At 39.0% G+C, this 16766-nt stretch carries 5 protein-coding genes; 4 read left to right on the top strand and 1 reads right to left on the bottom strand.

Going from position 1 to position 16766, the window contains the following annotated elements; translation table 11 throughout:
• Positions 1 to 50: 50 nt before the first annotated feature.
• Positions 51 to 1085, bottom strand: a complete 1035-nt coding sequence (locus CYO89_RS06860; RefSeq protein ID WP_103597736.1) for a type II asparaginase — start codon at positions 1083 to 1085, stop codon at positions 51 to 53.
• Between the two features lie 361 nt (positions 1086 to 1446).
• Between CYO89_RS06860 and CYO89_RS06855 the strand changes: the two genes are divergently transcribed.
• The 4 genes from CYO89_RS06855 to CYO89_RS06840 all read left to right on the top strand — a co-directional run.
• Positions 1447 to 4629 carry a retention module-containing protein gene (locus tag CYO89_RS06855; protein WP_103597735.1) on the top strand — a complete coding sequence of 1061 codons (3183 nt, stop codon included), beginning with the start codon at positions 1447 to 1449 and terminating at the stop codon, positions 4627 to 4629.
• Positions 4630 to 4801: 172 nt separating this feature from the next.
• The gene (locus CYO89_RS06850; RefSeq protein ID WP_103597734.1) at positions 4802 to 6196 is read left to right on the top strand and encodes a hypothetical protein; all 1395 of its coding nucleotides are present in this window, start codon (positions 4802 to 4804) and stop codon (positions 6194 to 6196) included.
• 160 nt (positions 6197 to 6356) lie between these two features.
• Positions 6357 to 10751 (top strand): hypothetical protein, encoded by a 4395-nt coding sequence (locus CYO89_RS10405; protein ID WP_181001904.1) that lies wholly within the window; start codon positions 6357 to 6359, stop codon positions 10749 to 10751.
• 312 nt (positions 10752 to 11063) lie between these two features.
• The coding region (locus CYO89_RS06840; protein WP_181001903.1) for a retention module-containing protein at positions 11064 to 16766 on the top strand (5703 nt) is incomplete at its 3' end.

Here is a 16766-nt window from a genome sequence, read left to right as displayed (position 1 = left end):
AAAGTATCAAAAATTTTAAAGCTTGGCCGCACATGGCAGCCAAGTAAAATTTAGTATTCATCAAAGAATTTTTGAATTTCTTTGGTGTCGCTCGTCTTTGTGAGGGCTAGCATGAGTAAAATTCTAGCCTTTTGTGGGTTTAGATCGCTTGCTGTGATGAAATTTCCATTATCATCCATCTTTTTGTTGCTATCTACGTAGCCGCTGCCAACGATCGCGCTTCTTACTATTTTTATGCCTTTGGCATTTGCCTCTTGAAGCACGGCAAATACGTTGTTGTGTATGCTGCCATTACCTGTGCCTGCGTGGATGATGCCCTTTGAACCAACATCTATCAGGTGTTTTGCGATATCGCCGTAGTCATTTGCGTGTGAGTAGATGATATCAACCCTTGGCAAGGCCTCTAGCTTGCTTACATCAAAGACGCTGCTTGCGGTGTGTTTTTTGAGGCTTTTTGTGCTGTAAACGACCTTACCATAATAGACTCTGCCGATGGCGCCGGTGTTTCTTGACTTAAATGTATCAACTGATGAGGTGTTTGTCTTTGTAACCTCTCTAGCGGCGTTGATCTCGTCATTTAGCACGACTAAAACACCATTACCAACGCTTTCTTTGCTAGCTGCGACGCTTACTGCGTTATATAAATTTAGCGGACCATCAGCGCTCATAGATGTGGCACTTCTCATGGCTCCCACTAAAACTACAGGCTTATCTGACTTGACGACTAAATTTAAGAAGTAGGCGGTCTCTTCGAGGGTGTCGGTGCCGTGAGTTATGACGATGCCATCCACGTCTTTGCTGGCAAGTAGCTCATTTACGCGTTTTGCAAGCTTTAGCCAAATTTCATCAGTCATGTTGTTTGAGCTGATATTGGCGACTTGCTCGCCTTTGACATTTGCTAAATTTGCTATCTCAGGCACGGCTTTGATGAGGATATCAACGCCAAGTTGGGCCGCGTCGTACTGGGCGTTTGTCGTACCACTAGCGCTCCCTGCGATCGTACCACCTGTGGCTAAGATGACGACGTTTGGCTTTGCATAGAGCGAAGCAACTAGAATGCAGATTAGTAAAACTAGCTTTTTCATAGCTATCCTCCTAGTAAGAAATTTTACGCATTTTTAAATTTTCGTAATACCAAACCAAGCAAATAGACAAAAAATAAAGTAGCTCAAATAAATTTCTAAAATATTTTTATAAATTTAAAAAATATTATTTTCGCTCATTTTATCACAAAAAACACACGTTAAATTTAACTCTCTCTTAAAAGATAAGACAGATAAAATGAAATTTGCCTCATTTTGATCAAAATGATATATAAATTGATAACGTAAAATTGTCATATATGTGTCACAAATGCCGAATTTAAGGGCCTTATTGTACCTGGGTACAATATACATGAATTATAAAATTCATTAAAATGCGAGAAAAAATTTAACAAGGATGAACATGGCAGCAAAACTAGGAAGTATAAAATCAATTTCAGGTCAAACTGAAGTGATCGCAGTCGATAAAAGTGGAAACGAGAGAATTTTAAAAGTTGGCGATAGCTTGTATGAGGGCGAGAGTATAAAGACAACTTCAGCTGATGCGAAGGTAGTCATCGTTGCAAATGACGGCAAGGAAGTCTCGGTAGTAGGCGAAGATACTATCTCACTTGATCCAAAAGAGGCAGCAAACGCACAAAGTGCTAACCCAGAGGTCGCAGCGCTTCAAAATGCTCTTTTAAATGGTGCAAATATCACAGATCTAGAAGAGACCGCAGCTGGTGGTAACGCAGCAGCTGGAGCTGGCGGAGATGGCGTAAGTCTAGGCGCAGCTAGCTTTGCTGAGGGTGGCCACTACGCAAATATCAATGAAAATTTTAGAAATTTAACAGACGCAAATAGAGCTTTTGACTCTTTTAATAGCCCAATCGGCGGCTATGCTGATAATGGCGACAATGGAGAGAACGATAATGTTGCACCGCAAAATCCAGCAAATCCAACAAATCCAGTAACACCAGTAACACCAGCAACACCTGCAACCCCTGTTGCGCTAAGCGTATCGCTTGAAGGTAACGGCGAGGCAAGAGAGGCAACTCCAAACGAGTATCTAGTCTATAATCTCGGCCTATCAGCTGCTACAAGCTCAACTACACCTACTGATCTAACGCTAAATTTAAGTGGCGCAAGTGCAGGCAGAGACTACACAAACGCTATGGAGTATTCACTTGATGGCGGACATAGCTGGACAGCGATACAAAATGGCGGCACGATAAGCGGCGTTATGCCAAGCGATATCGCAAATGTAAAGGTTAGAGTGCAGGTTATCGACGACTACGGTCAAACAGCAGGTAATCAAAACGAGGGCACAAGTAGCGAAGATCTAGGTGCAAATATCGCTCCTGGCATAAAAGACTACGGCGTTTATAAAGAGGGCGTAACTCTTAGCGTGACCACAAACAACGCAGCTATCACATCTGGCGAGGCTGAGGGCAAGATCATCGATAATGATGACAATATAAATATCACAGAAAATATAGATGCATCTACAGAGGGCTTAAACCCTGCTCTTGTAAATTCTGACCCAGATAATGGCAACACTATGAAAACTATCATCGATACAAAAGATGGTGATGATACGATAACTATAAAAGAGGAAGTCTATTTTTCAAGTGGGTTATATGATCTAAAAGAAAATGCCAATGATGTCATAAAAATGGGCGATGGCGACGATGTGTTTAATACTGGAAAAGATGCTGTTGTAGAAAACACTAGGATAGACCTTGGAAACGCTGGCGGAGAGAAAAATCAAGATACACTCAATATAAATGGAACTGTTATAACAGATACAAGATTTACAAGCCATGATGGCAATGATGTATTTACTATAAAAGATGATTCTGGTCCAAGCCTTAGTAGTACGATTTTAGACAATGTCTTGTTTAAAACAGGAAGTGGCAACGACACTGTAAATATCGAAAAAAGCGATAATCATCAGCTTATAAAAAATACAAAAATAGACACTGGTGCTGATAACGACACCGTAAATATTAAAAGCGACATGTATGCTTACGTTACTAATAACGGAACAACTGACGAGACTGAGTATGCAGGAAGCAGAACTGATAGCTTTATAAAAACAGGCGAGGGTGACGACACTATAAATGTTACTGATGCAAGTATCAGGAGAGTTGATATCGATACAGGCGACTCAGACACAGGCGATATGCTAAATTTCATCAGTGCAGGCATATATAACTCTGAAATAAAAAGTGGCAATGGTAATGATAAGATCGTACTTCAAGATACTAAAGCAGATGTTATGGATATCTACACAGGCGAGGGCAATGATAGCCTAACTATCAAAGGTAGCACTGAAATAAAAAATAATAGCGCCGCACATAATGACCCTATAAGCTCACCAGCTCACGTGGCAAATCCAGTAGCTAACCAAGCTGGAATTTACTCAAACTACATAGAGATGGGCAAAGGTAGAGATACGTTAACTATCGAAAGAGGCGCTGAAATTTCAAACACTAAGATAAACACTAGCTCAGTTGACGCTGGAGTAAGTGACGATAGAGACAGCGTAGATGTTACTGGCGCTAAATTTAACAACGCTGCCATTGAGACTGGATATGGCGATGATGTGATAAATTTAAAAGATGTCACGATGATCTCAAATGATGGATATAGCACATATATCGGTGCAGGCGGCGGAAATGACACTATTAACGTCTCTGGAAATAGCTCATTTGACAAGGCTATCATCTACACAAATGGCGGAGATGACCGTGTAAATGTCGATGGTGATGTTTCTATGGTGGATTCAAACATTATGCTTGAAAATGGCAACGTAACTCTAAATGTCGCAAAGGCTACTGGTCTAGTTGATACAAATATAGAGGGTGCAGGCGTTGGAAATGCTGGCGTAAAAACCGTAACTATCGATAACGCTGAGCTTAGAAGGGTTACTATAAATACCGCGGATGACGGCGATAGTGTGACTATCGGAGCTGGCACTCATGATAATACTGATGTTAAAATTTTCACTCAAGGCGGAGACGATACGATAAATATCAACGCTGATCTAACTGGCACATCAAGTGTAAATTTAAGTCCAGCTGCAGGCGAAGCTGCACATGACTACGATGCATCAAACATCAACTCAGGCAAAGGCAACGACACTATCAATATAGCTGATAACGTAACACTAACCAACACCTACCTTTCAGGTGGCGACGGCAATGACTTAGTCGATCTTGGCAAGGACGTAAGCCTAAATGGCACTGCTATAAATGGAGGTGACGGCATAGATACGCTAAAAGTTCATGACGCATCATTTAATACGACAAATGCCGGCAAGATAAGCGGCTTTGAGGTGCTTGATATGTCAGAAGCAAATGAGGACTTTACATTTCACCATGCTTCAGATATCGCAAATTTCATAAAAAATGTCGGTGGCGAAGGTGCGACATCGCTGATCGTAAAAGGCGTAAAAGGCGTTGGTACATTTACAGAGGGCACTTCTGAAGTGGCGGACGCTTCTACGGTAGATAGCAACGGAAACTATGTATATAACGTAAATGAAGGTGGTCAGACATTTACGCTTACTATACAAGACGTTAACGTAAACGAATTAATGTAAAATTTAGACCCATTTTTTGGGTCTAAACTCCCCTTGCTTCATTTAATAAAATTTTTTATACAAAAAGCCTAAATTTAGGCATTTCTTTTGATAATCAATATAATTTATATTTCAATGTGATTTAAAAACGCTTATTAAAATCCAAAAGTCAATTTTTTAAGAAAGGATTAATATGAGCGTAGAAGTAGCCGACAAAGAGGGGTTAAATTTAAGTGGTGGCGTGATCCAAAATGACCCTCACGTGACTATCGTAGAGGAGATAAAGACGCTTGAGATACTTGAGCCCAAGAATTTTCTCGCTGAGCTATACGGACGAAGGGTGGCAGATGCAAGGCCAAAAGCGCAGGATCAAATTTTAAACATCACAGACGCAACCACGAGTGCAAACGATGTGCGTTTTGACAATGGCAACGACATAGTCGATATGACAAGATCTATCGTAAATGATGCCAAGATAGACGCAGGAGATGGCGACAATAAGCTAAGAATTCACGATAATATTGAGGTTAGAGGGCTGAGATTTGACGCTGGGGCTGGCAATGACGAGATAGAGATAAGAAACAACGTCGGCATAAAAGATCATACGCTTTTATACACAAATGACGGCGATGATAGCGTGAAAATTTATGGTGCGACGATGGAAAATGCTGCCATTCATACAGGTCTAGATAACGATGTCATAGATATCCAAAGATGTGAAATCAAAAATGGCGCAGATATAAGGCTTGGCGGAGGAAATGACACTATAAACACCGACTGGGTGGGCTTTTTTGGTGATACGAAAATTTCTCTTTCTAGCTTTACTAGTCCAAACGAAGTAGATACGCTAAATATGGACAACACTATCTTTAACGGACACACTACTATCGAAGCAAACGACGGCGAAAAAACCACTATGAATATAAAAGTGTGCGGTGGAGACGGCGAGATAGATATAAAAGGCTCGCACGCAAATTTGGACCACACACCGCTTTTTGATATGAATTTTCTTGGGCCAAAATTTATGGGTGACGTTAAATTTGACGGCAGAAACAACAAGGTCAATATGCATATAGATGACTCAGAATTTCATGGTAAAAATAACGAATTTTACTTCTCAGATAATCAAAACGATACTTTAAATGTGACATCAGCTATCATAAAAAATTCTAAATTTTATCTAGGTGGCGGAGACGATACAGTTAGTTTAACTATGACAAGAACAGATATAGATAATAATACTCAAATATTTGGTGGCAAGGGATATGATACTCTTGTGCTTGATAATAATATCGACTTCTCAAAGGTCTCTGGCTTTGAAGAATTAAAAGTAACGAGCGGTGCTTATGTGACATTAAATGGCAATGATGTGGCTCATTTGAGTGACATTTTAGACAATGGCTCTAATGTAGTTAAATTTAGCGAGGCGCATGGTACTGTAAAACTTAATGGTTTTAGCGAAACTAGCGGAGCAGAAAATGGCTACCATAGATATGAAAGTGCCTATAATACGCACTTAGCAGACGGTAGTGATCGTCAAGGCACAGTCTATATAGATATAAAAGAGGACATTCACGTCGATCTTTAAATTTTAGATCCCTCTTGGGATCTTATTTAAATTTATCAAAAATTTAATTTTTAAAACCCACTGCAACAGCGTAATCTTAAGAATTAACATCATATTTACATTACTTTATATTTAAAAGAAATATTTATAATGTGTCAAATTGATTTTAAAGGAGGCAGCGATGGCTGTTAAAGTAGGTGTTATCAAAAACATTCTTGGCTCCAAGGAAGTAGTAGTTATAGACAAAAATGGCAACGAAAGAGTTGTTGTCGCGGGAGATAGTTTATACGAGGGCGATGTCGTTAAAGCAAACGGCACAAAGGTAACTATCGCATCAAACGACGGCAAAGAGTTTGAGCTAAAAGATGGCGAAACTCTAAATTTAAATAACGACCTTAGCTCAGACAAAGAGGTAGCAGCTATACAAAAAGCCCTTTTAAAAGGTGAAAATTTAGCAAATCTCGAAGAGAGTGCCGCTGGTGGCAATAGCGGTGGCAGAGGCGGTGACGGCGTGAGCCTTGGCGAGACAAGGTTTGAGCATGGCGGTCATGAAAGCTCTGATGTATCAGCTAGCTTTAGATCACTTTCAGATACTTTTGGCGCTGTAAAACTAACTAACCAAGAGGTAAAAGGTGGCGGTAGTGATGTTTTTGATGGTTCAGATAGTGATATAAATTCTGCCATTGCACCTGTAGCCCCAGTTGAGCCATCACAACCAGAAAATCCAGCTCCAACTCCGCAGCCAAAGCCAGTTGAGCCAGTAGAGCCTAAACCTGAGCCAACTCCAGAACCACAACCAAAGCCAGAGCCGACCCCAGAGCCTAAACCAGAGCCAGCTCCGCAGCCTGAGCCTAAACCAGAACCAAAACCTGACGAGAGCAAAGATATAGTTAAAAATATCTCAGTTGAAAACAAGTCAGAATTTGGCTATGAAAAGAGCTCAGACCCAAGAAGCTCAAATGACAAATCATACTTAGAGTACAACCTAAAAGGCGAAGTAGCACAGGCTGATGCTGATAAAAAGGTAGATGTGACGCTTAAATTTGGCGGAGAGGCAACTGCTGGCAAAGACTATGAAAACGCAGAGTACTCACTAGATGGCGGTAAAACTTGGCAAAAGCTAGATGATAGCGGCGTCATAAAAGATGTAAGAGCTGGCGATATAAATAAAGTAAGCGTGCGTGTTGAAGTGACAAACGATCACGACCAAAATGAAGGCACACTTGACCCATCAGAGAAAATTTTCACAGATGCAGATAAGGGCGTAGAAAATAATGGCTACTTTAAAGAGAGCGTTTCGCTAGAAGTTAGCATAGGTGGCTTAAAAGCATCAAATAGCGAAAAGATCGTAGATAATGATCATGATATCACTGTAAATAACCAGTTTAATAATGATAAATCTTTTGATGTTACGTTTAAAGACAATGGCGACAATACACTAAATTTCAAAGATGCGACGATAAACCACAAAGCTGGTGACGTGGCTAGCACTATAGTCTTTGGCGATGGCAGCTATCTTAATGAAGGTAAAGATACCATCAATGCCGATAACTCAAATTTAAACTGGCTAAATATCAACACTCAAGGCGGAGATGACACCATAAATATAAATGGCGGAAGACACGAGAGACTTCACGTCGAAACTGGCGCTGGAGATGATGTCGTAAATTTAAACGGCGGAACTTACATAGGCACCGATCCTTATCAAAGTGGCTTCACGCTTGATAGTGGAAACGATGTATTAAATTTAAATGGCACAAAAGATGATCATGTAAAAATGACAGATATGTACCTAAGAACTGGCTCAGGCGAGAGAGACGAGATAAATATCAAATACGCTGAGATCGACTCAACATATAAAAATTCAGCCAACCACATCATCGCCGAATCAAAAAACAACACCGTAAATGTTGAAAACTCAACTTTAAAGAGTATCAACATAGGTACAGAGACCAACACAGGTACCGATGTAAATAGAAATCCACTAAATTTCGATCTAAATTTAAAATCATCTACCCTTGATGATGTCAATCTCAACACTATCTACAAAACTCACGTAGTAGTCGAAGATACAAAGATAAATGGCAGCTATCCAGAAAATGCTACAAAGTGGAATTTCGCAGATACAGATGATACTTTAGAGCTAAGATCAGGCACATTAAACGATATGACTGTTAATCTTGGCAACGGCGAAGATAAAGTCGTCGTCTCAAAAGCTATGAAGCTTAATGGATACACTACGATAAATGGTGGCACTAGCTACGAGACCGATACACTTGTGATCGATGGCAATGTTGATTTTAATAAATTTAAGAGCTTTGAAGAGCTACAAGTGACTGGCAACGAGAAGGTCAGCCTAAAACTAGAAGATCTATATGATATGCTTGACATTAAAAATAATGATAGCAAACATATCTTGACAGTTACAGAGGCAGCTGGCGGAGTAGAGCTAGCAGGCTTTAAGCTTTCAGAGTTCGGAAGAGGTCTAAAAGATGGCTTTACAAGATATGAGGCCGACTTTGGTTTTCAAAATAACGGTAGATCTTATACGGAGAAAGGCTATATAGATGTAAAAAATGGTATCAATGTCGATCTTGGTGCTAAGCCAGAGCCTACGCCTGTTGAGCCAGTCGAGCCTGTAAATCCAGCTCCAGCTCCGCAACCAGAGCCAACTCCACAGCCGACACCTGAGCCACAGCCAACGCCTGATCCAGAGCCAGAGTATATAAATGAATATGACTCAAAATATGTAAAAGACATAGGTATATATGGCAAACGAGGCTTTCAGATCGAAAACCATGAAAAATCGAATATGTGGGAACATAACAATTTAATATTTGAGCTAAGGGGTGAAGTGGCAGAAGCCGATGTGGATCAAAAAATCGATGTGAAGCTTAAATTTAGTGGAGAGGCGACTTACGGCAAAGACTACGATAAAATTCAGTACTCACTTGATAATGAAAACTGGATAGACCTAGATAGTAGTGGCGTCATAAAAGGTCTAAGAGCGGGCGATATCAACAAAGTAGTTGTTCGTGCAAATGTAATAGACGATAAAGAGCTAAATGAAGGCAAGCTTTTGTCTGAAAATAGTGAAAAATTTTATGAGAGCTGGGATAAAGAAAAGTTATTTAAAGATGCAGATAAGGGCGTTGAAAACAATCACTACTACAGCGAGAGTGTGATCTTAGAATTTAGTATAGATAACGCTAAATATACGTATGAGGGTGGCATCATAGATAATGACCATATAACAACTGTAAATAGCGAATTTCACAACGACAAACGCTTTGATGTAGAGTATCTTCAAAATGGAGATAATGTCTTAAATTTCAACAATGCAACCGTAAGTCATAAAGAAGGAGAAGAACCTAGTAAGATCCATTTTAGTGAAGTATATAGTAACTCTGGAGACACTGAGGTCAATATCAATAGTTCAAATTTAAATTGGCTTGATATTAGAACTAATACTGGAAAAGATAAGATTGATATCAATAACTCAAATTTAAATAATGTCACTATCGACACCCGTAACGGGAATGATACTATAAATATAAATGGTGGAACGCACGAAAAAGTTGAGATCAATGCGGGCTTTGGCAATGATGTCATAAACATAAATGGTGGAGTTTTTAACAAAGAGACCATCTATCTTGGCATTAACAGCGATATCTTAAATATAACAGGTACAAAAGCTGATCATGTAAAAATGACAGATATTGACATAAGCACTAATGCTAATAAGCTTAATGGTGCCTTCCAATTGGTTGGTAATGAATTAATTAAAGGCGATGAAGACGTTATAAATATCAAATACACTGACATTAACTCAACAACATCAGCAGAAAAAAGTGCGATCTATGCAGGATCATCAAAAGGTACTATAAATATAGATAGCTCAAACCTTGATAACGTAGAACTAAATGGAGGCAGTAGAGTCCCTTCATTTGGAGAAACTTATCATACAGATATAAATTTAAAGTCATCTACCCTAAAAGATGTAGATATCATGGCTTATATAAATGAAATGCATGTGGTAGTTGAAGATACTCACGCATCAGCTAGTGGTTTGCCAGCTGAACACCATGCGAACTGGATTTTGAGTGGACATGAAAATGCAAAAGATTATTTGGAGCTAAGATCTGGAAGCTTAACTAATATTAAAATAGATCTATCGGATGGCAGTGATAGTGTCTTTATATCTAAAGATATGAAGCTTGAGGGTGGCACTAGCATTCTTGGTGGATACTCAGACAATAGAAGTCGCTATGATCACGATACGCTTTTGGTTGATGGTCAGATAGACTTTACAAGGGTTAAGAGCTTTGAAGAGTTAAAGGTTACTAGCAATGAAAAGGTCACTCTAAAAGCTCTTGATATAGCTGATATGCTTGATGTCGGACACGAACATAGTAATAATTTGCTTCAAATAACTGAGGCAAGTGGCGGAGTAAAACTTGAAGGCTTTAGTAAATCTGCTGCTAACGCAGTAGAGGGCTTTGAAAGATATGAGGCGAATTACGGCACAACTACAGCTTATATCGATGTGAAAGAAAACATCCACGTCGATCTTTAAAATTTAGACCCTTTTTGGGTCTAAATTTCTTCTATATAAATTTACAAATATCTTTTATAAATTCTATTATTCTTTTAAAATTTACTACGATCAAATAAAACATTTATAACTTAAAATATCATTAATCAATTCTTACTAGAAAATTAAAATTTATATAAGAGTCATAGAAATATCATCTATTAATTACAAAAAATTCTATAAATATAACATATAATAAAATAATGTAACTATATTGTACCTAGGTACAATTTACAATTTCTCCTAATAGTTATAAAATAATGCCAAAATTAATTTAGCCCAAAAGGAATGAACATGGCAAAGAAACTAGGCACAATTAAGTCTATATCAGGTTCTACTGAGGTTATCGCAGTAGATAAAAGTGGTAACCAAAGAGTACTAAAAGTTGGTGATAGCCTTTATGAAGGTGAGACGGTAAAAACAACTTCAGCTGATTCTAAGGTTGTGATAGCGACAAATAATGGAAAAGAGCTATCAATGATCGGTGAAGATACGCTAAACCTCGATCCAAAGGCAACTGCTGCTGATTCACAAGTAGCAGCACTTCAAAAAGCATTGTTAAATGGTGCAAATTTAGAAGATCTTGAAGAGACAGCAGCTGGTGGCAATAGCGGTGGTCGTGGTGATGGCATGAGCCTTGGTGAGACTAGATTTGAGCATGGCGGACACTACTCAAACATAAGTGCTAGCACAAGTGCTATCAATCCTTTAGGCGCTGCATCTTTTGCAGGTCCAGTTGAGGGTAAAAGTGGCGGTTTAGATAGCGGTCGTGGTGGCAGTGATGACGATACAGTAGGCGCTGGTACTACTATCGATCCAGAAACCACTAGAAAACCAAGCAACCCAGAAATTAAATTCCCAGAAGATACAAACAAAGATGGCAAAATTTCTGATGATGAAAACAAAGCTGGTGACAAAGATGCTGGTAAAACAACAGTAGAAGTTACTATACCAAAAGATGGTTCAGTAAAACCAGGTGATAAAGTAGTAGTTACTGATGACAATGGTAAAAAGACTGAAAAACCAATCAACCAAGATGATATCGATAAAGGTAAGATTGATATCCCAGTTGATCTAAACCCAGGTAAAGATAACAACGTAACAGCAGAGATCATCAATCCAAATAACCCTAATAACCCAGGCAAGGATAGCAAGGTTATAGGTGAAGATACTGAGAATACTAAAGCTCCAGAAGCTCCAGTAATCAATGAGATAATAGATGATGTTAAAGGCTATGGAGAAGATACTAAAGTTGGTAACGTTCTTGATGTTAAAGGTCATCTAACAAACGATAAAACTCCAACTATCAAAGGCACTGCAAAAGCTGGCTCAAAAGTAGAAATTTATGATAATGGCGACAGAATAGGTGAGACAACAGCTAAAGCTGATGGTTCATGGGAATTTACACCAGAGCTTACTAAACAAGGCGAGCATAAATTTACAGCAACTGCTGAGAATAAATTTGGTAAGAGCACACCAAGCAATGAAGCTACAATTGATCTAGACTCAATCGCTCCAAAACTTGACAATGTAAAAATCACTCCAATTGATACAAACAGCAAAGCTGATGATACAGCAGAGCTAACTATGGGAACTGGTCATACAGATACTCCAAATGCTGAGATATTATTTAGAGATGAAAACAACAACATTATAGGAAAAGGTCACGCTAACAGTTCAGGTGACTTCTTAATTCAACTAGATAAAGCTGTTCAACCAGGTACTCCAGTAGTTGTTCAAGCAATAGACAAAGCTGGTAACGCAGGTACAGATATGGCTGTGGCTGGCAATATAGAGCATCCAAATGATACTAAAGGACCAAAAGTAGATATCGATACTGTAACTCCAGTAGATGAGACTAACCCATCAGATGGTACTCCAGATAAAGGTATCGTAAAAGGTAAATCAGAAGAGCCAAATGCTCCAGTAGTTGTTACTGATGAAAATGGTAAAACAATAGGTACTGGCACAACTGATGATAAAGGAAATTTCGAAATCACTACTACTCCAATCAAACCAGGTGATAAGGTAAAAGTAGAAGTAACTGATAAAGCTGGCCATAAAGGTAGTGATACAGAGACTGCAGGGGATACAGAGATTTTACATAAAGATCTTCCAGAAGCTCCAGTAATCAATGAGATAATAGATGATGTTAAAGGCTATGGAGAAGATACTAAAGTTGGTAACGTTCTTGATGTTAAAGGTCATCTAACAAACGATAAAACTCCAACTATCAAAGGCACTGCAAAAGCTGGCTCAAAAGTAGAAATTTATGATAATGGCGACAGAATAGGTGAGACAACAGCTAAAGCTGATGGTTCATGGGAATTTACACCAGAGCTTACTAAACAAGGCGAGCATAAATTTACAGCAACTGCTGAGAATAAATTTGGTAAGAGCACACCAAGCAATGAAGCTACAATTGATCTAGACTCAATCGCTCCAAAACTTGACAATGTAAAAATCACTCCAATTGATACAAACAGCAAAGCTGATGATACAGCAGAGCTAACTATGGGAACTGGTCATACAGATACTCCAAATGCTGAGATATTATTTAGAGATGAAAACAACAACATTATAGGAAAAGGTCACGCTAACAGTTCAGGTGACTTCTTAATTCAACTAGATAAAGCTGTTCAACCAGGTACTCCAGTAGTTGTTCAAGCAATAGACAAAGCTGGTAACGCAGGTACAGATATGGCTGTGGCTGGCAATATAGAGCATCCAAATGATACTAAAGGACCAAAAGTAGATATCGATACTGTAACTCCAGTAGATGAGACTAACCCATCAGATGGTACTCCAGATAAAGGTATCGTAAAAGGTAAATCAGAAGAGCCAAATGCTCCAGTAGTTGTTACTGATGAAAATGGTAAAACAATAGGTACTGGCACAACTGATGATAAAGGAAATTTCGAAATCACTACTACTCCAATCAAACCAGGTGATAAGGTAAAAGTAGAAGTAACTGATAAAGCTGGCCATAAAGGTAGTGATACAGAGACTGCAGGGGATACAGAATTTGTTGATAATACACCTCCAAGCGTAGAAGTTAAAGAGGTAACTCCAGTTGATACAAATAACCCAGCTGATGGCAACCCAGATAAAGGTATTGTAAAAGGTCATTCAGATGAGCCAAATGCTCCAGTTGTTGTTACAGACAAGGACGGCAAAATAATTGGTACTGGCACAACTGATGATAAAGGAAATTTCGAAATCACTACTGATCCAATCAAACCAGGTGATAAAGTAAATGTTGAAGTAACTGATAAAGCTGGCAATAAAGGTAACGGCGAAGGAACAGCTGGCAATACAGACTTTACTGATAAAACAGCTCCAGATGCTCCAGTCATCACAGAAGTAATAGATGATGTTAAGGGTGGTAAATTTAACGAAGACGTTAAAGGTGGTACTACAAACGATAGCACTCCTACATTTAAAGGTACAGCTGAGGCAGGCTCAACCATAACTCTTAAAAATGGCAATGATATCATCGCTGAAAATATCCCTGTAAAAGCTGATGGATCATGGGAATTTACACCAAAGAGCTCACTTGCTGAAGGTGAATACAGCATAACAGCAACTGCAACAGATAAAGCTGGCAATGTAAGCAATGCATCAAATGTAGCTACTGTAACAATAGATCTTCATACTTCTAAACCAGTAATTAATGAAATTATAGATAATGTAGAAGGGGATACAGGCAACGTGAAAAACGAAAGAATTGGCTGGACAAATGACAATACCCCAACATTAAAAGGTAGTGCTGAGGCTGGTGCAACCGTTGATGTCTATGTAGATGGTAGAAAAGCAGGTAGCGTAAAAGCTAATGAAAAAGGTGAGTGGGAGTATGCAACTAGCAAACTAAGCGACGGCAAGCACTCATTCTATGCTATCGCAACAGATGAAGCTGGCAACGTAAGCGAGAACTCAGAAATTTCTTGGATAAAAGTAGATACTAATCCAGGTCAAGTAGTAATCACTAGAATAACAGATGACAATGGTGATGACGTACTAAATGGCTCTTATGAAGGTGCTACAAAAGACAATACTCCTACTATTTGGGGTACAGGCGAGCAGTACGCAACTGTAACTGTTAGCGTAAAAGATAGTAGCGGTAAAGTAGTATGGAGCGATGAAGTATATATAGAAGATAGCCTTGGCGATTGGCATATTGACGTACCAGTAGCATTAAATGATGGCGACTATACTGTTGAAGCTAGTATGCAAGACTATGTCAAAAACCCAGTTCAAAACTCAAACGTTGTAAATCTTACAATAGACAACGCAACTGACAAACCAGTCATTAAAGAGATTATTGATGATGTTGAAGGTGATACAGGCGATATAAGCTCTAAAAATAACTGGACTAATGACAACACTCCAACACTAAAAGGTAGCGCTGAAGCTGGTGCAGATATAAAAGTATTTGTTGATGGTAAGATAGCAGGCACTACAAAAGCTGGCTTTGATGGTAGCTGGGAATTTACTCCTAGAACTAAACTTAGCGATGGCGATCATACATTCTATGTAGAGGCAACTGATAAGATAGGCAATACAAACACTTCAGATATTGAAACTATAAAAGTAGATACCAACCCAGGCAAAGTAGTAATCACTAGCGTAACAGATGACAACGGTGATGATGCTCTAAATGGTGCTTATGAAGGTGCTACAAAAGATAACACTCCAACTATAAACGGCTTTGCAGAGCCTTACTCAACTGTAACTGTTAGCGTAAAAGATAGCAGTGGCAAGGTAGTATGGAGCGGTGAAGTTTATGTAGAAGATAGCCTTGGCGACTGGTCTATCACAGTAGATAAACCACTAAATGATGGCGACTATACTGTTGAAGCTAGTATGCAAGACTATGTCAAAAACCCAGTTCAAAACTCAAACGTTGTAAATCTTACAATAGACAACGCAACTGACAAACCAGTCATTAAAGAGATTATTGATGATGTTGAAGGTGATACAGGCGATATAAGCTCTAAAAATAACTGGACTAATGACAACACTCCAACACTAAAAGGTAGCGCTGAAGCTGGTGCAGATATAAAAGTATTTGTTGATGGTAAGATAGCAGGCACTACAAAAGCTGGCTTTGATGGTAGCTGGGAATTTACTCCTAGAACTAAACTTAGCGATGGCGATCATACATTCTATGTAGAGGCAACTGATAAGATAGGCAATACAAACACTTCAGATATTGAAACTATAAAAGTAGATACCAACCCAGGCAAAGTAGTAATCACTAGCGTAACAGATGACAACGGTGATGATGCTCTAAATGGTGCTTATGAAGGTGCTACAAAAGATAACACTCCAACTATAAACGGCTTTGCAGAGCCTTACTCAACTGTAACTGTTAGCGTAAAAGATAGCAGTGGCAAGGTAGTATGGAGCGGTGAAGTTTATGTAGAAGATAGCCTTGGCGACTGGTCTATCACAGTAGATAAACCACTAAATGATGGCGACTATACTGTTGAAGCTAGTATGCAAGACTATGTCAAAAACCCAGTTCAAAACTCAAACGTTGTAAGTTTAACAGTTGATACTGCAACAGATATACCAGAGATCAAAGAGATCGTTGATAATGTAGCTGGTGGCGTAGAAAATGGTGATGTTAAAGGTAAGGTCACAAATGACAACACTCCAACACTAAAAGGTAGTGCTGAAGCTGGTGCAGATATAAAAGTATTTGTTGATGGTAAGATAGCAGGCACTACAAAAGCTGGCTTTGATGGTAGCTGGGAATTTACCCCTAGAACTAAACTTAGTGACGGCGAGCATAAATTTGTCGTAGAAGCGACTGATAAACTAGGACATAGCGCTAAATCTGTAGAAGCAAGCGTAGATGTTGATACAACAATAGGCAATCCAAAAGTTAGATTTGTAGAAGATACAAACAATGACGGTGTTTTAAGCGTTGCTGAAGTAGCTGCTATAAAAGATGGCAAAGCTCACTGGGTTATCGACATCCCAACAGATGGT

This window comes from Campylobacter concisus, assembly GCF_002913765.1.
Taxonomy (GTDB): Bacteria; Campylobacterota; Campylobacteria; order Campylobacterales; family Campylobacteraceae; genus Campylobacter_A; species Campylobacter_A concisus_BB.
This window is presented reverse-complemented; position numbering and strand designations above follow the sequence as displayed.